Below are 17240 nucleotides of genomic sequence, written 5' to 3'. Positions count from 1 at the left end.
ATAACGATTCTCCATGACCATTTGGCGCCCTCACTCCCATATCCGCGTCGTCGCGCTCGGCCTGCACTGGCGCGGCGGGCGGCTGCTGGCGGCCGAGGTGCGCGATGATGCGGGGCGGATCAAGGGCGTGCGCCCGCTCGGCGGTGAGATCGAGTTTGGCGAGAGCTGGCAGACCGCGCTGGTGCGCGAGTTCAGCGAAGAACTCGGCATCGACGTCGCCATCACGAGCGAGCCGCGGATGATGGAGAACATCTTTGTGCACGAGGGATCGACCGGCCACGAGGTGATGTTCATCGCGGAGATCGCGTTTCCGGACGGCGCATTCGCCGGCCAGGACCGCATCGACTTCCGCGAGGACAACGGCGAAGAGATCGTCGCGCGCTGGTTCGACCTTGCCGATCTCGATGTCGCGGGCGGACCGCACCTCTATCCAACCGGGCTGAAGGACGTGCTGCTCGGGCGGAAGAACCGGTCCTGATGGACGCTCTGGCTACCACATCTCCGCGCCGGGGATTTTCCTGCGCACCGCCATGCGCTGGATCCAGAGGCAACGGCGAACGGATCTGCTGGAGCGGCCGACGGCGGAGATCCCCTCGCCGGCCTGAAGCAACGGCGCCACGTTCTGGCGCAGTTCGCGGCAGCGCTGGAGCTCGGCTTGCCAATCGACGATCCCAGCCTCAGCGCGCAGGGCGATCGACGCCAGCAACACCATGGCAGGGCAGATCGCCCTGATCATTGCCTTCATGGCGCTCCACCCTTATCGCGCCGGTAGCGGAAGTCGCAACGATCGGCGCCTTGCATGATCGTCTGCGTGCGCGTGAGCCGGACGTCAGCGCCAAACCCTTCCGCGGTCGCGAAGTCGGCGGTGCAGACCAGCAGGAAGCCGAGCTCCGGCTCGCCCAGCGCCTTGTAGAACTCGGCATAGGCGCAGCGCGTCACATCGAACGCGAAGGCGTCGTGTGACTGCTCGATCACGTCATAGGCGAGCGCGTCGTCGCGGGCGTAGGTTCTGAAGGCCGAGGACACGGCCTTGCCAAGGTCGCTCTCTTTCTTGGCCTTCCAGAATTCCTCGCCGAAGCCGCGATAGAGATCGCCGAGCGCCTTGCGCACCAGCGCGTTGGCCCGCGCCGCGCCGAGCTCGGCCTGCAGCGCCTTGACCAGCGGCACCAGCACCTGCGCCTGGATCTTGGCTTGCTCGATGACGGATATGCTCATGGGCGGTCTCACGTCAGAGACGGCATCGTAGCCCGGATGGGACGCAAGCGTCATCCGGGACGGCGCGATTCGTTCGGAGATACCGAGCAAGGCACCTAGGTCCGTCTTCGCTCTGCGAGCTACGCCGGACACGCTTCGCCTTTATTGGGCGTGGTTGCGCCACGCGACGCCTTTTGGCGAAGCGTGGTGGGCACGACAGGGATCGAACCTGTGACCCCTACCATGTCAAGGTAGTGCTCTCCCGCTGAGCTACGTGCCCTAAAAGTCCACTTGGGTCGGGTGGGGTCCCTATAACGGCTCAGGGGACCCGGCGCAAGGACGGAAGGAGGCCTATTCAGGCCGCCAGCATCTTGTTCACTTCGCTGACCAATTCGCGCAGGTGCACGGGCTTGGACAGCACCTTGGCATTCTTGGGGGCGTCCGAATCCGAGTTCAGGGCGACCGCGGCGAAGCCGGTGATGAACATGATCTTGATGTCGGGGTCGAGTTCCGAGGCCCGGCGGGCGAGCTCGATGCCGTCCATCTCCGGCATCACGATGTCGGTGAGCAGCATCTCGAACGGCTCTTCGCGCAGCCGCTGATAGGCGGCCATGCCGTTGTCATGGGACGAGACCTGAAAACCGGCGTTTTCCAGCGCCTTGACCAGGAAACGGCGCATGTCGTTGTCATCTTCGGCGAGCAGGATCTTTGGCATGGCAGGAATCGTCGCATCCCCAGAGGATATCAGCAGAGATCACTAAGCCCGACAGAGGGTAAATTTGGGGTGAAAATCTTTACCCTGGGCCGGCTCGCGCTGCCGCACCCTTGTGAACCGGAAAACGGCTCGAAGCAATCGAACCGCGCCGGCGCATCCCCGCCTCCCTGCCCGCACGGTTAAGACGTGTTCCAAGGGACCGCTACATCTTTTCGCTTGGCAGAATGGTTGCGATTCCGGACAATGACGACACATAAGAGCCGCATCCATCGGCCGAATCACTGCGGTCTGGCCCCTGCCAGATGCCGGCGCGAAGGGACGAAGCCTGAGAAGATGACCCGGTTTGACGGCGAGACGTCGCCAGCCTTCGAGATCGTAGAGCCCGCGCAATGGCGCGCGCCGGTCATCTTCAACTCGCCCCATTCCGGCTCGACCTATCCGGACGAATTCCTTGCCGCGTCCAGGATCGACCTCACGACGCTGCGCCGGTCCGAAGACTCCTTCATGGACGAGCTGATCGGCCATTTGAGCGAGCGCGGCTTTCCAACCGTCAGGGTCAACTTTCCCCGCTCCTATGTCGACGTCAATCGCGAGCCCTATGAGCTCGACCCGCGCATGTTCACCGGCCGCCTGCCGAGCTTCGCCAACACCCGTTCGATGCGGGTCGCCGGCGGTCTCGGCACCATTCCGCGCGTGGTCGGCGACGGCCAGGAGATCTATCGCGACCGCATCCTGGTCGACGATGCGCTGGGGCGGATCGAGACGCTGTACAAACCCTACCATCGCGCGCTGCGCCGGCTGATCAACAAGGTGCACCAGATGTTCGGCACCGTGGTGCTGGTCGACTGCCACTCGATGCCGTCGGTCGGTGTCAGCAGGGACGAGCCGCGCCGGCCCGACGTCGTGATCGGCGACCGCTACGGTACCAGCTGCACGCCGCTGCTGCCCGACCGGGTCGAGGAGACCATGACCGGGCTCGGCTATTCGATCGGCCGCAACAAGCCCTATGCCGGCGGCTTCATCACCGAGCATTACGGCAATCCCGCGAGCGGCCTGCACGCGGTGCAGCTCGAGCTCAACCGCGCCATCTACATGGACGAGCGGCGACGCGAGCGCAGCCCGCGCTTTGCACAAGTGGCGGCCGACTTCGGCGTTCTCGCCGACGTGCTGGCGACCACGATTCCGTTCGCCGACCTCGGCCCGTTCCAGGCCGCGGCGGAATAGGCGCCGGCTTCTCTCCCGAACGACGATGCCCCAGGCGCGAGCGCGCTTTCGCTTCGCAAGCTTGCGCGCCCCGAAATGAAAACGACTGCGGCAAGAAAAAAGGGCCGCTCGCGAATGACGCAAGCGGCCCAAGTCTAGGGAGGAAACGCCCAAGGAGGGCAGCGGTAACGCCAAGCGCTACCGCACCGCAACAATATGCGACCGCGCCGCACAAAGCGCAAGGGCTTTTGAGCCATTTCCCATGCAATATGCACATGGCTCAGTTGCTTCCATGGAAACCCAGATTCAGTTTCTTTGATAAGGAAATTCAATGGCTTGATAGACGTTTGCATACGAACGAGGCACGGTCGGAACTAAGTTTTCAATGCCGTGATCGATATTTGTCCAGCGGATGACTTGAATGGGGCAATCCGCTTCGGCATCCAAAATACCAGGGTGCAAATCAAGACAGCGCTGCACGCGGGAGGCGAATTGAGCTAGGCAGGAGCCGAGCTTCACCCAACTTTCGCTTTGAGGATTGGCCTGTGACGGTGATCGATTTCTCCGCCTTCATCGGACGGCTCGCCACCGCCTCCGGCGAAACCATCCTGCCGTTCTTCCGCACCTCTCTGTCGATCGACGACAAGAGCAAGACCAAGGATTTCGATCCGGTCACCGAAGCCGACCGCGCCGCCGAGGCGGTGATGCGCCGGCTGATCAAGGCCAACTTCCCCCAGCACGGCATCGTCGGCGAGGAATTCGGCAACGAGGGCGAGGACGCCGACTATGTCTGGGTGCTCGATCCCATCGACGGTACCAAATCCTTCATCGGGGGCTTTCCGATCTGGGGGACGCTGATCGCGCTGCTGCACAAGGGCGCGCCGGTGTTCGGCATGATGCACCAGCCCTTCATCGGCGAGCGCTTCTCCGGCGACAACGGCTCGGCCAATTACAAGGGCCCCTCCGGCGAGCGTCGGCTGCAGGTTCGCCGCTGCGCCTCGCTTTCGGAAGCCACGACCTACACCACCAGCCCCTTGCTGATGAACGAGCGCGACCGCGCCATCTTCGGCCGCATCGAGCAAGGCGCCCGGCTGTCGCGCTATGGCGGCGACTGCTACTCCTATTGCATGCTCGCCGCGGGCCACGTCGACCTCGTGGTCGAGACCGAGTTGAAGCCGTACGATATCGCCGCGCTGATCCCGATCGTGACCGGCGCCGGCGGCGTCGTCACCACCTGGGAGGGCAAGCCGGCCCAGGGCGGCGGCCGCATCGTCGCGGCCGGGGACGCCAGGGTTCACGAAGAAGCACTGAAGCTCTTGAACCAATAACAAACGCGAGCGGGAGGCTTGCATGACCATCTCACGCCGGCTTCTTCTTGGCTTGTTCCTGCTGCTGCCGTCAGCGGTGGCGGCGCAGAATTTCCCCGCCAAACCGATCAAGCTGATCGTGCCGTTCCCGGCCGGCGGGCCGAACGACATCATCGCGCGTGTGATCGGCCAGCGCATGTCGGAGCTGTCGGGCCAACCGGTGCTGATCGACAATCGCGGCGGCCAGGGCGGCGTGCTCGGCACCGACGCCGTCTCCAAGGCTCCGCCCGACGGCTACACCATCGCGATCTCCTCGGCCGGCGCGCTCGCGATCAGCCCGAGCATGGAGAAAGTCGCCTACGACACGCAGACCGATCTCACGCCGGTGACGCTGGTTGCGACCGTGCCGGAAATGCTCGTGGTCGCCACCAATGTGGAGGCGAAAAATATCGGCGAGCTGATTGCGCTGGCCAAGGCGCAGCCCGGCAAGCTCAATTTCGCCTCCTCCGGCCCCGGCAGCCTGCCGCACCTCGCCGGCGAATTGTTCAAGCTGACGGCCGGGATCGACATCGTGCACGTGCCTTATCGCGGGGCCGCGCCGGCGGTGAACGACCTGTTGGGCCAGCAGGTGCAGATGACGTTCCTCGATCTCCCCGTGCTGCTGCCGCAGGTCAAGGCGGGGGCGTTGAAGCCGATCGCGATCGGTTCGGCCGAGCGCGCGCCGACCGCGCCCGACGTGCCGACCCTTTCGGAAGCCGGCTTTCCCAATCTGCGCGTCGAGAATTGGTACGGCATGGTCGCGCCGAAGGGCACGCCGAAAGACATCGTCACCGCACTCCATGCACTCGCGACCAAAGCCATGGCGGATCCCGCGGTGAAGGAGAAGCTCGCAGCCCAGGGCGCGACGCTGGTCGGCGACGCGCCGGAGCATTTTCGCAGCTTCATCGCGGATGAGACGACGAAGTGGGCCAAGGTGATCAAGGACGCCGGGGTGGAGACGACGAAGTAACTCTCGGAAGCCCCGCTCACACCGCCGCCGCCCGCAAATGCTCCACCAGCATCTTGGCCGGCCGCGGCAGTGCCTTGAAGCTGCGCGCGCAGATCACGAGGCGGCGGTTCGCCCAGGCATCGCGCAGGCGGACCATGGCCAGCGGCATCAGCTTTGCGCAGCGGCGGGCGGCGGATTCCGGCACCAGGGCAACGCCGACGTCGGCGGCGACCATCTGGCAGATCGCGTCGAAATCGCGCAGGCGCGCGCGGAAATGCGGGCGCATGCCGAGCCGGGCCGCATGTTTCGAGATGTGCATCTGCAGCGCGGTGGCGCTGGTCAGGCCGACGAAGTCGCAGGCCCCCGCCTCCTGGAAGTCGATCTGGCGCCGGCCGGCGAACGGACCACGGCGCGCGGTCACCAGCGTGAGGCGGTCCTCGCTGAACACGAAGCGCTCGATATGCTCGGCCAGCGCGTGCTCGGCGGCGAAGCCGAGATCGGCGGCGCCCGCGGTGATCGCGGCGGCGATGTCGGTGCTCTCGCGCTCCTCGATGTCGACGGCGACGTCGCGATGCTCGCGCAGGAAGCTCGCCAGCGCCTTGGGCAGATGCTCCGACAGGCCCGAAGTGTTGGCGAGGAAATGCACGCTGGCGCGCACGCCAGAGGCAAAGCCCGCGAGATCGCCGCGCATGGCGTCGACCTGGTGGATGACGAGCCGCGCATGGTCGAGCAGGCTCTCGCCGGCCGCGGTCAATTCGACGCCGCGGCGGCCGCGCTTGAGCAGCGCGACGCCGAGCGCGTCTTCGAGCCCCTTGATGCGCGCGCTGGCCGAGGCCAGGGCCAGATGCGACCGCTCCGCGCCGCGGGTGATGCTGCGCTGGTCGGCGACCGCGATGAAGAGCTGGAGGTCGACAAGGTCGAAGCGCATGGACAGGTCTCCCAGCCTTCGTTCCAAGCGAAGGCTTACTCCGTAACCTCCAGATTGTGCGCCCGCGCAGCTTCGGTCAATGTGCAGGCATGATCGACCCGCTCCTGATCCTCATCGCCGCCGTCTTCCTGCTCGCCGGATTCGTCAAGGGCGTGGTCGGGCTCGGCCTGCCGACGGTCTCCATGGGCCTGCTCGCGGTGAGCATGGCGCCGAGCCGCGCCATCGCGATCGTGATCGTGCCCGCCATCGTCACCAACATCTGGCAGACCTTCGTCGGCCCGTATTTGCGCGACATCCTGCGGCGGCTGTGGCCGCTGATGATCGGCACCGTGATCGGCTGCTGGCTCAATGCCGGCGCGCTGACCGGCCCGCATGCGCGCTACGGCACGATCGTGCTCGGCGTCCTGCTCGTCATCTATGCCGTGATCGGGCTGAACAAGTTCCAGTTCCACGTCTCGCCCAGGAACGAGAAATGGGTCGGCGGCGTGGTCGGAATCATCACCGGCATGATCTCGGCCTCGACCGGGGTGCAGGTGATCCCCTCGATGCCGTTCATGCAGGCGATCGGCATGGAGAAGGACGAGCTGGTGCAGGCGCTCGGCGTGTTCTTCACGACAGCGACGCTGGCGCTCGCCTTCAACCTCACCGCCGTCGGCCTGTTGACTCCAGCCAATGCCGTGCCGGGCGCCGTCGGCATGGCCATGGCCTTTGCCGGCATGTTCATCGGCCAGTCGGTACGGGCGCGGATGCCGGCGGAAGCCTTCCGCCGCTGGTTCCTGATCGCGATGATTTTGCTGGGCCTCTATCTCGCCGGCAGCGCGCTGGTGAAGGAATTCGCCTGATCCTACGATTTCGGCTCGTAACCAGGCACCCATTTTTCGTGCTGAGGCAGATCGTCCGCAATCGTCCACCATGGCGCGCGCGAGGATGTGAAGACGTGCAGGCGGGGCCGGGTTTGCGGATCGTCGTCGAGCAGGCCGGCGGGAACGCTGACGGTCGGAAGATAGCTTGCATTGCCCGGCGTCAAGCAGCCGCAGGTCTTGCAGCGATAGCGGAAGCTCCCCGGCGCAGATTCATAAGCCACGGTCGCGTCCTCGCCGGCCACGAAGCGAAACTTGTCGGCATCGACATGGGCGTAGGTGGCGAATGCGGCTCCGGTCAGCTTGCGGCAATTGGCGCAATGGCAATGCGTCAGCGCGCGCACCTTGCCGATCTCGAAACGCACGGCGCCGCACAGACAGCTTCCACGAATCATCGAAACCTCCCGAACGCCGCCCCGATCGGGGCAGCTTCCCTCATTCGTTCGAACGAGCTACCGGCTCTCCAGCATGGCGACGCGGATGCCGAGATAGATGAAGAGGCCGCCGAGCGCGCGGTTGACCCAGGCGATGGCGCCCTCGGATGCGCGCAGCCGGTGCGCGGCTTTCGCCGCGAACGCTGCCAGCACCAGGCACCACAGCGTTCCCGTGAAGATGAAGATCAGGCCGAGCGTCAGGAAGGCCAGCGGCTTGTGGGCCGAGTCGGCTGCGACGAATTGCGGCAGGAAAGCCAGGAAGAACAGCGCGACCTTGGGATTGAGCGCGTTGGTGAAGACGCCCTGGAGGAAGACCCGCCGCAGCGAGCTGCGCTCGGCGTCGTCCCTGACCGCCGCCAGCACCGGCCGTGACCACAGCATCTGAAGTCCGGTAACGACCAGATAGGCCGCGCCGACCAGCTTCAGGATCGAAAAGGCAGTGGACGAGGCCATCAGCAGGGCCGAAAGGCCGATCGCCGCGGCCGCGACATGGACGAAACAGCCGCAACTGATGCCGAATGCGGCCGCGGCTCCGCCCCGCCAGCCCATCTGCATGCTGCGGCCGATGACGTAGACGGAATCAGGCCCCGGCGTGATGTTGAGCAGCACCCCCGACAGGATGAACAGCCAGATTTCGTGAATGCCCAGCATATGCGACGTGCCCCCGCCTCGGGAGCACGGGCATAGTCCGTTCGTCCCGTCCCGTCCACCGCCGGAATTGCGTAGGATTTACCTCGAATTTGCAATGCGGATACTACTATCGCCCGGCCGCTTCTGCTCTATAAAGGCAGGGTTCTTGAAATGCGGGATTCGAGGCGACTGCCATTTCGTGGCCGGTCTGTCCTCCCTTGGAGCTGCGAGAATATGGAAAGACGTCTGGCCGCCATTGTCTGCGCCGATGTCGCCGGCTATTCGCGCATGATGGGCAGCGACGAGGCCGGCACCCATGCCGCCTTCAAGGCCCATCGCAGCGCGATCCACCCCATCATCCTCAATCACGGCGGCCGCGTCGTGAAGAACACCGGCGACGGCTTCCTGCTCGAGTTCCCCTCGATCGTCGGCGCCACCGAGGCCGCGATCGCGATGCAGACGCTGATGGCGGAGCGCAACCACCATCTGCCCGCCGACCGCGCCATGCAGTTCCGCCTCGGCATCCACATGGGCGACGTCATCGCCGACGAGGACGAGGTCTTCGGTGACGATGTCAACATCGCCGTCCGCCTCGAATCGGTGGCGAGCCCGGGCGGCTTCGCGATTTCGGCCAAGGCCTATCGCGAGGCCAGCAAGCATCTGTCCGTGCCGCTGACCGATGCCGGCAACCACCGCTTCAAGAACATCAAGGATCCGATCGGGGTCTTTACCTGGATGCCCGACGGGGCACCGGCGCTGGCCCCCGAATTGCGGGAAGCATCGGCGCTGTCGCAACAGTACCGCACGGCGATCGTCGGCGTGCTGCCCTTCGCCAATCTCAGCGACGCCCAGGACGAATATTTCTCGGACGGCCTCACCGAAGATCTGATCCACGCGCTGTCGCTGCAATCCTTCTATCGCGTGCTGAGCCGCAACTCGACCTTCGCTTTCAAGGGCAAGAACACCAGCACCCGCCTGATCGCGCGCGAGATCGACGCCACCTATCTGATCCAGGGCTCGGTGCGGCGCGCCGGCGCCAAGATCCGCGTCACCGCCGAGCTGATCGCGCCGGAGACCGGCGAGCAGCTCTGGACCGGCCGTTACGACCGCGACATCGGCGATTTCTTCGCGATGCAGGACGAGATCACGACCAACCTATCCGCCGCCATCGCCACCGAGATCGTCCGGGCCGAGGCCTCGGCGCCGGCGCGGCTGTCAACCGACGTGACGGCCTGGGACCGCTTTCTCAAGGGACTGTCGCACTACTATCGGCAGACCAAGGAAGACCTCGCCGCCGCCGTCGATCTGTTCCGCCAGGCCATCGAGGTCGATCCCAAACTGTCGATCGCGCACGCCTATCTCGCCACGATCCAGATCCAGAGCATCCAGTTCGGCTGGGTCAAGGGCACGCGCGAGATGTGGGCCGAGGCGATGAACCTCGCCGAAACCAGCGTCCGGCTCGATCCGCGCTCGTCCTTTGCGTTCTCCATCCTGTCCTGGGCTCATGCCATGGAAGGGCATTACGAGGCGGCGATGGACGCCGCCAAGCGCGCGGTCGCGCTCAACCCCTACGACAACGGCGCGCGCGGCGTGCTCGGCATCTGCCATTTCGTGATCGGCGAGCACCGCGAGGCGATCGAGCTGTTCTCGATGGCCTCGCAGCGCGACAACAGCGACCCGCGCTACCAATGGGCGGCACTGAACGCCTTCAGCCACTATCTGTTGCGCCAATATGACGCGACCTTGTCGTGGGCGCGGGAGCAGCTCTACATCAACCCCAACCACATGCAGGCGCTGGCGATCCGTGCCGCCGCTCTGGCACAATTGGGACGAAGCGACGAGGCGAGCGAAGCCGTCCACGTGCTGATGAGCAACTACCCGACCCTCAATGTCGATCGTCACTTGCGCAACTTCCACTGGAAGAAGCCCGAGAATCTCGCCCATTATCGCGAGGGCCTGCTGAAGGCCGGCGTGCCGCTCGGCAAGCTGACCCTGGTCCAGAGCGACGTCAAACGCGTCGCCGAGTCCTGACCGGCGGGCGCGCGCTCCCCTCGGGGCGTTCTGCTACGTCTTGGCCAGGACGCGCCTGCCTTTATTGACAGAACAGTGAATTCGGCCACACTTCGCCACACGCTCAAGTAGTATAGCTTGCTGCCGGTTTGTTAGGACTTTCCGCGCTTGATCGGCGCGCCATTTCGCGATTCGCTGTTTTCAGGATTTGGGCCATGCATCACCCCGCCTCGAAGCCCCCCTTCGATCCCTCGATCCCGGTCTCGCCGAACAATCCATGCCCGTTCCTGCGCGGCCTCGTCGGCGAAGGCTTCGTCGAGGGCGGTACCGTGCCGCTCAACACGCTGTCGCAGACCATCGCGAATGCGACCGGCGAGACGGGGCTGAAGAAGGTCTCGGCCCGCATCCAGGTCCGCGGCGTTGCGCTCATCGCCAACGGCTTCAAGCACATCCTGAAGAGCATCTGGTCGGGCGCGCAGCTCGACGCACTGCGCGGCGGTCCGCTCGACAAGCGCGGAGCCGGCTCGCGCATCCTCGGCGTCGACGGCAAGGTCAACGAGGACGAGATCGCGCGGCTCGCGAGCTACGGCCGGACCTACACCGACCCGAACACCGGCGGCAGCGAGCCCGGCCTCAACGCCGCGGAAATCAACACCTTCATGCGCGACAACCTCAAGCGCGCCGGCAGCGACGCCCGCTGGTACTACCCGCTGCTGATGAAGTTCGAATGGCCCATCCTTTTGAAGATCATCGGCAAGGGCAAGACGGACGCGGAGCGTTATCTCAGCGTCGCCGACGTGCGCACCCTTTTCAACGAGCGCAGATTCCCCGACCGCATCAATCAGCGGATCGTGTCGCAGCCGCTGCTGTCCACCTGCCAGCTCCGTTTCCGCTGGGCGGTGGCACTGACGGCGTTCGTCCTCGGCCTAGGCCTCGTCGCCTTGGTGGCCATCGCCGAATTCCCCAACCAGGTTCGCGCCATGCTGCCCCAAAAGGGCATCCTCGTGAATCTGCTTCCGCCGCCTTTGCCTGCGGTGCCGGAGACGAAGGCCGCCTTTTGGCTCGAGCAAAACTGGTCGCTGAAGGACCGGCACTGGTTCCATCATGCCAGCCAGGGCACCGCGACCTTCCCGGTGCCCTATGAGTGGTTCATGGCGCTGGAGCAGCCGCGCCTCCATCTGTTCTCGAAGCCGGGCATGATGAAGGACAGCGCCTATCTCGAAAGCTTCGGTTTCATCCCGAGCCCGCAGTCGATCCAGACCGACACGACGACATTGCGCCGCTTCGGCTACGCCAATGTCTACGAGACGACGCAGGTGCCTGACTGGTCGACCAGGTGGACGCCGGCGGAGAACGTCGACGGCCTGCCGGTCGGCTTCGCCCGGATGACGGGCGTCGTCGATCCCGCGACTGGCCGTCGCGAGGAGGACAAGATCGGACTGACCTGCGCGGCCTGCCACACCGGCCAGATCCACTACCAGGGCGTGGACGTCCGCTTCGACGGCGGCCCGGCCATGACCGACCTGAAGAAGCTGGAGCTCTCCACCGGTCTGTCGATCGCCTACACGCTGTACGTCCCGTTCCGCTTTCAGCGCTTTGCCGATCGTGTGCTCGGCCCCGATGCCAGCAAGACGGACCGCGCCGCGCTCAAGCAGAATCTCAGCGCAACCGCTACGTTCCTGATCGACTGGGCGCAAACCCAGGAAAAAACGGTTGAAGGCAAGAAGACCTGGGACGGCCAGCAGCAGAAGGACACAGAAGAAGGGTTCGGCCGCCTCGACGCGCTCAACCGCATCGGCAACCAGGTCTTCTCGCAGGATCTCGCGCTGAGCGGGGTCAAGGGATTCGAGAAGAATCTGCACGCCCAGGACGCCCCGGTCAGCTATCCCGCGATCTGGACCGTGCCGTGGTTCAAGTTCGCCCAATACGACGCTTCGATCGAGCAGCCGTTGATCCGCAATGCCGGCGAAGCGCTCGGCGTGACCGCGCTGCTCAACCTGTCCGACGCCTACCCGGAGGACAGGACTTGGCGCTCCTCGGTGAACATCAGGACGCTCGGCTGGATCGAGGACATGCTGAGAGGCCCCGATCCGTTCAAGTCGCCCGATCCTTCCTCCGGTCCGAAGTTCGGCGGCCTGCTCGCGCCGAAATGGCCGTCGCAGATCCTCGGCGATGCATGGCGGCTGAGGCCCGATCGCGTCGAGCGCGGCCGCGCCATCTATGCCGAGATGTGCTCCGGATGCCACCTGCCGGCCACCGACACCCCGGCCTTCTGGTCATCGAAGCATTGGGAGCCGAGCGGTGACAGCCAGGTCCTGAACGCGGTGACGATCCCCCTCGACGAGATCAAGACGGACCCCGAACAATCGCTCGTTCTCAGCAACAGGGTCGTCGACGTGCCCGGCTTCCTGAAGGTGAATACGGCCGACCTGCAGAAATGGTGGCAATGCGAGATCCCGACCGCGAGCAAATCGCCGAACGAGACGGTGTATGCGCTCGGCCTCATGACCGTGGTCGACCTCGTCGCCCGCAAATGGATGGACGACGAGAAGGTCCCGGAGGCCGAGCGGGCGAAAATCTGGAATCTCGCGCGCAAGAACTGCCTCAATCCCGCGCCCGATCCGCGCTATCGCGCGCGGCCGCTGAACGGCATCTGGGCCACGGCGCCTTACCTGCACAACGGTTCGGTGCCCTCGCTGTATTGGCTGCTGAAGCCGGCGGGCGAGCGACCGCAAAAATTCTGCATGGGCCGCCGCGACTATGATCCCGAGACCGTCGGTTTCGCGGTCAGCGCAGACGAAAAGTGCAAGACGGGTGAGACGGAGTTCTCTGCGACGGGATCGGACGGCAAGCCGGTCCAGGGCAACAGCGTGCTCGGCCATTCCTTCGAGCGCAAGGACGGCGAGCCGAAACGCCCCGGTGTGATCGGCCGCATCTTCAAGGACGACGCCGAGCGCTACGATCTGATCGAGTATCTGAAGACGCTGTAGCGGGCCAGGTCTCGTCGTCGTCATGGCCGGGCTTGTCCCGGCCATCCACGCCTTGCTTCGGCGGCGCAAAGATCGTGGATGCCCGGGACGAGCCCGGGCATGACAGAGTCTGTGGCGCGATAACGCGCTCTCTCCTCACTTGAACAGCGGCGTGCCCGGCACGAAGGCGTCGAAGGCGGCCCAGAACTGGGAGCGGTAGCGATCCTGCTCCTGCAGGATCTCGTGCTTGGCGCCGGCGATCACGAGATGGGACCCGGCGCGCAAATGATAGGCGAACTCCTCGATCGCCGCGGTCGAGACCACGGTGTCGTTGGAAGCCGCCAGCATCAGGATCGGCTGGCGGATCTGGGAAGGGTAGTTCTTGCCCTTGAACGTGTGCATCGCGCGGAAGGCGGTATCGGCCCAGGCGACGGTCGGCGACGCCAGTCCGAGCGTGGGATCTTCCTCCAGGATCGCGGCATTGCGCGCATAGCGGACCGGATCGCTGGTCACGGGATTGTTGATGAAGGGATCGAGCCCGGTGAGGCGGTCGCTGCCGCCGGGAACGTAGCGGCCACCCTGCCCGAGCAGGCGCATCGTCTTCAATAGCGCCCGTACCGGAAACGACGTGGTGCGGCCGGGCAGGTCGATCATCGGTGCCGACAGCACCATGCGGTCGAACCAGCGCTTGCCCGCATGCGCCACCCGCAGCAGCACCGTGCCGCCCATGGAATGAGCCAGCGCGAAGAACGGCGGCGGGCAATCCGGCAGCACCACCTGCTGCACGAAGGCCTCGACGTCGATCTCGAAATCGGAGAAATCGCGGACATAACCTTTGCGGGGATCGCGCAGGCGGCGCGAGGAATGGCCCTGCCCGCGCCAGTCGATCATCGCCACCGCAAAGCCGCGGTCGCGCAGGTCGCGCACCGTCTCGAAATATTTCTCGATCTGCTCGCTGCGCCCGGTGAAGACGCAGACGGTGCCCTTGCGGCCAGCCGGCGGCGCCCAGCGCGCAAAGCGCAACTCGACGCCATCGGGAGTCTTGATGGTACCGCTGACGACGTTTTCGGGAACGGGATTGGACGGGATCGAGACCAGCGTCATAGGCGGCAAGTACTGCAAATCAAGGGGCTAAAGCGCCGAAAAGGCGCCAATGCCGCCCTCTTGAACGCCGTCTCGTTCCACCCATATCACCTTCGTGCAGGCCGCTACCAGTGTTTCGGAACCGGAACATCAGGCTGCACACAGACTAAAGCCCGGCCCGATTGGCGGGCGGGTTACCAACAGTCGCTCAATGGAGGACTTGACCATGCGTAGCTACGATCTCACCCCGTTCTATCGTTCCACCGTCGGCTTCGACCGCCTTTTTAGCCTGCTCGACCAGGCCAGTTCGGACGGCAGCCCCGGTTATCCCCCCTATAATATCGAGCGCACCGGCGAGAACGCCTACCGCATCACCGTCGCGGTTTCGGGTTTCGCCAAGGATGAGCTCTCCATCGTCGCGAAGGAAAATACGCTGACGATCAAGGGCGAAAAGGTCGCCAACGAGAACAGCAAGAACGAAGTGCTCTACCGCGGCATCGCCGCGCGTGCCTTCGAGCGCGCCTTCCAGCTCGCCGACTTCGTGCAGGTGAAGGACGCCTCGCTCGAGAACGGGCTGCTCCATGTCGACCTCGTCCGCGAGATTCCCGAGGCGAAGAAACCGCGCCAGATCGCGATCAACACCAGCGCGAAGGCGCAGGTGATCGAGAACTCGGCCGCGCAAGTCGCCGCGTAATCAGCGCGCGTCATCTCCAGGTTACGAAAACGCCCCGGTGCCCCGGGGCGTTTTTATTTGCGCTGCATCACAGAGCGGTGAGGCCGCGTAACAGGGTGGCCGCGCTCTCCGTCCTTTGGGCATCGACCCAAGAACAAGACGGAGAACGATCATGACTTTTTGGCGCAGCCTTTTCGTCGCCGCGAGCCTGCTGGCGGCTCCTATCAGCCTCGCTCACGCACAGACACCGCAGACCGTGAAGGCGACCAACGTCGTGCTGGTGCACGGCGCCTGGGCCGACGGCTCCAGTTGGTCCGAGGTGATCCCGATCCTGCAGGCCGCGGGCCTGCATGTGACGGCCGTGCAGAATCCGCTGTCATCGCTCGCCGACTCCGTCGAAGCGACCAAGCGCGCGCTGGCCGAGCAGGATGGTCCGACCGTGCTGGTCGCGCATTCCTGGGGCGGCACCGTGATCAGCCAGGTCGGCACCGACCCGAAAGTGACCGGCCTCGTCTATGTCGCAGCCCGCGCCCCCGATGCGAACGAGGATTTCGTCGCGCTGTCGAAGCAGTTTCCCGCGGGCCCTGCTCGTGCCGGCATCGTCGAGCGCGATGGCACCACAAAACTCTCGGAAGATGCCTTCCTGAAGTATTTTGCCAACGGCGTGAAGCCGGAGCAGGCGAAGGAGCTCTACGCCGTGCAATGGCCGACCGCGTCTTCGATCTTCGCCGGCCGCACAACGGAAGCGGCGTGGCATGCGAAGCCGAGCTGGTACTCGGTCTCGAAGAACGACTACACCATCAACCCCGATCTCGAGCGCTTCCTCGCCAAGCGCATGAACGCCACCACGGTCGAGCTCGATGCCGGCCATCTCTCGCTGGTCTCGCACCCGAAGGAAGTGGCGAACCTGATCCTGGAGGCGGCGGGGTATCCGCGGAGCTGAGGTGATTGCTGAAATGCGGGAGGCGCCTGAATTGCTCAGGCGCTTTTTGCTTGGCCCGACTTCTCCGCAATTACCGCTGTCGTCCCTGCGAACGCAGGGACCCATAACCACAGGGAGCAGTTTGGCGAAGACCAGCAGACCGGTACTCGCACCTCATCCCCACCGATAGATCACGCGGTACGGATCCCTGCGTTCGCAGGGATGACAGCGTTGGGTGCGGCTGACGCCGTCGCGCCAAACGGACAGCGCTAATCCAGCCCCTGCGCGGCAGGCATGTCCTGTGTCGGCAGGATCGCAGGCGCCGGCTTGGCTTGACCGACAGTCGGCGCGGCGGCCGGCGGTGCGGCCTCGACAGGCTTTGCCTGCACGGCAGCGGTCTGCTGTGCGGGAGCTTGCGGGACCGGTGCCTGCTGCTGCGTCACTGGCTCGGCCGGCTTCGCCGCGGCGACCGGCGTCTCGCTGCGCCGTGGGGCTGCCTTGGGCAGCGGCACGGCGCGAGATGCGACATGCGGGATCGCAGCCGGCGGGCGCGGCGGGCCGCTGCGGACCATGGTCGGCGGCGGCAGCGCGGTTTGCGGGCCGAAAGGGGCGACCGCGCGGTCCTCATAGGCGGGCGCCATGCCGTAGGCATCGGCGGCCGGCAGGAAGCGGATGATCCGCCCGTCGCGGGCATCGATCACGAGCCGCCCGTCGTCGCCGCGGCGGTCAATCACCGCGATGGTGTAGACGCCACCGCGCAAGCGCGGAATGCCGAGTGGCGAGAAGCCGTTGTCGCGCAGAACCGCATAGACCTCGGTGGCCGGCAACGGCGCGGGCGCCGGGCCGCGCTCCTCATAGCCATAACCGTAGCCGTAGCGCGGCGGCGGTGGCGCGGCGGCTTCAGGCGGCGCGGAGGGGCCGTCGAAATCCGACACCGCGATCATGCCCCCTCCTGCGATACCGTTCGCGGGAACTTGGGCTTGAGCCGCGCTTGCGGCCAGCGCCAGCGTGGCAGCGGCCACACATCCTGTGAAAAACTTCATGGTCGATACGCTCCTGTCGGCCCTCGAATGCCTCGCGCTCTTTCGCTTCTTGCAGCGTGGCGCTCGGTTCGAAGGGCTGAGGCGAAGCTTCATTTGGGATTTCGGCGCCCACAGGGCCGGATCGGGGCGCGTTTGCTCCGAAATCGAGGCTGCGCAACTTTCGGAAAGCGATTGATTGACATATCGGGAATCGGGACTTCCGCACGCTTGTGTGCTAGACAAAAATTTGGCAAGGTGATGGTTAGGACAGGAAGACTGTCTCAATTTTGCTTGCGGTTCCG

Annotated in this window: 18 protein-coding genes and 1 tRNA gene; 9 read left to right on the top strand and 10 right to left on the bottom strand. The window is 65.2% G+C overall.

Annotation, left to right across the window (positions count from 1 at the left end; all coding sequences use genetic code 11):
• The first annotated feature begins 13 nt into the window (after window positions 1–13).
• Window positions 14–478: an NUDIX hydrolase gene (locus AC0WRY_RS05080; protein ID WP_491122739.1), complete on the top strand. Its 465-nt coding sequence runs from the start codon at window positions 14–16 to the stop codon at window positions 476–478.
• 12 nt (window positions 479–490) lie between these two features.
• On the opposite strand, the gene AC0WRY_RS05075 is transcribed toward AC0WRY_RS05080, so the two are convergent.
• The 4 genes from AC0WRY_RS05075 to cpdR form a co-directional block, all read right to left on the bottom strand.
• A complete protein-coding gene (locus tag AC0WRY_RS05075) occupies window positions 491–736 on the bottom strand; it encodes a hypothetical protein (protein WP_194408172.1) in 246 nt (81 codons plus the stop codon).
• 5 nt (window positions 737–741) lie between these two features.
• The gene (locus AC0WRY_RS05070; RefSeq protein ID WP_194405947.1) at window positions 742–1215 is read right to left on the bottom strand and encodes an L-2-amino-thiazoline-4-carboxylic acid hydrolase; all 474 of its coding nucleotides are present in this window, start codon (window positions 1213–1215) and stop codon (window positions 742–744) included.
• A 184-nt stretch (window positions 1216–1399) separates the two neighbouring features.
• A tRNA-Val gene (locus AC0WRY_RS05065) sits at window positions 1400–1474 on the bottom strand.
• A gap of 75 nt (window positions 1475–1549) precedes the next feature.
• Window positions 1550–1909 (bottom strand): cell cycle two-component system response regulator CpdR, encoded by a 360-nt coding sequence (gene cpdR, locus AC0WRY_RS05060; protein ID WP_007597092.1) that lies wholly within the window; start codon window positions 1907–1909, stop codon window positions 1550–1552.
• A gap of 333 nt (window positions 1910–2242) precedes the next feature.
• Between cpdR and AC0WRY_RS05055 the strand changes: the two genes are divergently transcribed.
• Window positions 2243–3133, top strand: coding sequence for an N-formylglutamate amidohydrolase (locus AC0WRY_RS05055; protein ID WP_194405946.1), 891 nt, complete (start codon window positions 2243–2245; stop codon window positions 3131–3133).
• A 285-nt stretch (window positions 3134–3418) separates the two neighbouring features.
• Here the strand turns inward: AC0WRY_RS05055 and AC0WRY_RS05050 are convergent, their stop codons facing one another.
• Complete coding sequence (locus AC0WRY_RS05050) at window positions 3419–3631, bottom strand: hypothetical protein (protein WP_194405945.1); 213 nt, start codon at window positions 3629–3631, stop codon at window positions 3419–3421.
• A 26-nt stretch (window positions 3632–3657) separates the two neighbouring features.
• On the opposite strand from AC0WRY_RS05050, the gene hisN reads away from it, so the two are divergent.
• Together hisN and AC0WRY_RS05040 are read left to right on the top strand one after the other, a co-directional pair.
• Entirely contained in the window at window positions 3658–4440 is a 783-nt protein-coding gene (gene hisN, locus AC0WRY_RS05045; RefSeq protein WP_194405944.1) for a histidinol-phosphatase, read from the top strand.
• 22 nt (window positions 4441–4462) lie between these two features.
• Complete coding sequence (locus tag AC0WRY_RS05040; protein WP_194405943.1) at window positions 4463–5428, top strand: Bug family tripartite tricarboxylate transporter substrate binding protein; 966 nt, start codon at window positions 4463–4465, stop codon at window positions 5426–5428.
• A gap of 16 nt (window positions 5429–5444) precedes the next feature.
• Here AC0WRY_RS05040 and AC0WRY_RS05035 read toward each other — a convergent pair whose 3' ends face one another.
• On the bottom strand, window positions 5445–6335 hold the full coding sequence (locus tag AC0WRY_RS05035; protein WP_194405942.1) for a LysR substrate-binding domain-containing protein: 891 nt from the start codon (window positions 6333–6335) through the stop codon (window positions 5445–5447).
• Between the two features lie 89 nt (window positions 6336–6424).
• On the opposite strand from AC0WRY_RS05035, the gene AC0WRY_RS05030 reads away from it, so the two are divergent.
• Window positions 6425–7177 (top strand): sulfite exporter TauE/SafE family protein, encoded by a 753-nt coding sequence (locus AC0WRY_RS05030; protein ID WP_194405941.1) that lies wholly within the window; start codon window positions 6425–6427, stop codon window positions 7175–7177.
• 2 nt (window positions 7178–7179) lie between these two features.
• On the opposite strand, the gene AC0WRY_RS05025 is transcribed toward AC0WRY_RS05030, so the two are convergent.
• Both AC0WRY_RS05025 and AC0WRY_RS05020 read right to left on the bottom strand, forming a co-directional pair.
• Window positions 7180–7590 (bottom strand): GFA family protein, encoded by a 411-nt coding sequence (locus AC0WRY_RS05025; protein ID WP_194405940.1) that lies wholly within the window; start codon window positions 7588–7590, stop codon window positions 7180–7182.
• 57 nt (window positions 7591–7647) lie between these two features.
• Complete coding sequence (locus tag AC0WRY_RS05020) at window positions 7648–8280, bottom strand: LysE family translocator (protein ID WP_194405939.1); 633 nt, start codon at window positions 8278–8280, stop codon at window positions 7648–7650.
• Window positions 8281–8493: 213 nt separating this feature from the next.
• On the opposite strand from AC0WRY_RS05020, the gene AC0WRY_RS05015 reads away from it, so the two are divergent.
• Complete coding sequence (locus AC0WRY_RS05015) at window positions 8494–10290, top strand: adenylate/guanylate cyclase domain-containing protein (RefSeq protein WP_194405938.1); 1797 nt, start codon at window positions 8494–8496, stop codon at window positions 10288–10290.
• Between the two features lie 194 nt (window positions 10291–10484).
• The gene (locus tag AC0WRY_RS05010) at window positions 10485–13259 is read left to right on the top strand and encodes a di-heme-cytochrome C peroxidase (protein ID WP_491122738.1); all 2775 of its coding nucleotides are present in this window, start codon (window positions 10485–10487) and stop codon (window positions 13257–13259) included.
• A gap of 135 nt (window positions 13260–13394) precedes the next feature.
• On the opposite strand, the gene AC0WRY_RS05005 is transcribed toward AC0WRY_RS05010, so the two are convergent.
• Complete coding sequence (locus AC0WRY_RS05005) at window positions 13395–14342, bottom strand: alpha/beta hydrolase (protein WP_194408171.1); 948 nt, start codon at window positions 14340–14342, stop codon at window positions 13395–13397.
• Between the two features lie 205 nt (window positions 14343–14547).
• On the opposite strand from AC0WRY_RS05005, the gene AC0WRY_RS05000 reads away from it, so the two are divergent.
• Window positions 14548–15015: an Hsp20 family protein gene (locus AC0WRY_RS05000; RefSeq protein ID WP_194405936.1), complete on the top strand. Its 468-nt coding sequence runs from the start codon at window positions 14548–14550 to the stop codon at window positions 15013–15015.
• A gap of 151 nt (window positions 15016–15166) precedes the next feature.
• Window positions 15167–15937 (top strand): alpha/beta fold hydrolase, encoded by a 771-nt coding sequence (locus AC0WRY_RS04995; RefSeq protein WP_491122737.1) that lies wholly within the window; start codon window positions 15167–15169, stop codon window positions 15935–15937.
• A gap of 248 nt (window positions 15938–16185) precedes the next feature.
• Here the strand turns inward: AC0WRY_RS04995 and AC0WRY_RS04990 are convergent, their stop codons facing one another.
• Window positions 16186–16959, bottom strand: a complete 774-nt coding sequence (locus tag AC0WRY_RS04990; RefSeq protein WP_491122736.1) for a hypothetical protein — start codon at window positions 16957–16959, stop codon at window positions 16186–16188.
• Window positions 16960–17240 lie beyond the last annotated feature (281 nt).

It is taken from the genome of Bradyrhizobium sp. T-12 (assembly GCF_058314695.1).
This window is presented reverse-complemented; position numbering and strand designations above follow the sequence as displayed.

Coding starts and splice junctions, on each gene's coding strand:
- AC0WRY_RS05080 (WP_491122739.1), top strand. CDS start 14: ATGACCATTTGGCGCCCTCACTCCCATATCCGCGTCGTCGCGCTCGGC.
- AC0WRY_RS05075 (WP_194408172.1), bottom strand. CDS start 736: ATGATCAGGGCGATCTGCCCTGCCATGGTGTTGCTGGCGTCGATCGCC.
- AC0WRY_RS05070 (WP_194405947.1), bottom strand. CDS start 1,215: ATGAGCATATCCGTCATCGAGCAAGCCAAGATCCAGGCGCAGGTGCTG.
- cpdR (WP_007597092.1), bottom strand. CDS start 1,909: ATGCCAAAGATCCTGCTCGCCGAAGATGACAACGACATGCGCCGTTTC.
- AC0WRY_RS05055 (WP_194405946.1), top strand. CDS start 2,243: ATGACCCGGTTTGACGGCGAGACGTCGCCAGCCTTCGAGATCGTAGAG.
- AC0WRY_RS05040 (WP_194405943.1), top strand. CDS start 4,463: ATGACCATCTCACGCCGGCTTCTTCTTGGCTTGTTCCTGCTGCTGCCG.
- AC0WRY_RS05035 (WP_194405942.1), bottom strand. CDS start 6,335: ATGCGCTTCGACCTTGTCGACCTCCAGCTCTTCATCGCGGTCGCCGAC.
- AC0WRY_RS05030 (WP_194405941.1), top strand. CDS start 6,425: ATGATCGACCCGCTCCTGATCCTCATCGCCGCCGTCTTCCTGCTCGCC.
- AC0WRY_RS05025 (WP_194405940.1), bottom strand. CDS start 7,590: ATGATTCGTGGAAGCTGTCTGTGCGGCGCCGTGCGTTTCGAGATCGGC.
- AC0WRY_RS05020 (WP_194405939.1), bottom strand. CDS start 8,280: ATGCTGGGCATTCACGAAATCTGGCTGTTCATCCTGTCGGGGGTGCTG.
- AC0WRY_RS05015 (WP_194405938.1), top strand. CDS start 8,494: ATGGAAAGACGTCTGGCCGCCATTGTCTGCGCCGATGTCGCCGGCTAT.
- AC0WRY_RS05010 (WP_491122738.1), top strand. CDS start 10,485: ATGCATCACCCCGCCTCGAAGCCCCCCTTCGATCCCTCGATCCCGGTC.
- AC0WRY_RS05005 (WP_194408171.1), bottom strand. CDS start 14,342: ATGACGCTGGTCTCGATCCCGTCCAATCCCGTTCCCGAAAACGTCGTC.
- AC0WRY_RS05000 (WP_194405936.1), top strand. CDS start 14,548: ATGCGTAGCTACGATCTCACCCCGTTCTATCGTTCCACCGTCGGCTTC.
- AC0WRY_RS04995 (WP_491122737.1), top strand. CDS start 15,167: ATGACTTTTTGGCGCAGCCTTTTCGTCGCCGCGAGCCTGCTGGCGGCT.
- AC0WRY_RS04990 (WP_491122736.1), bottom strand. CDS start 16,959: ATGAAGTTTTTCACAGGATGTGTGGCCGCTGCCACGCTGGCGCTGGCC.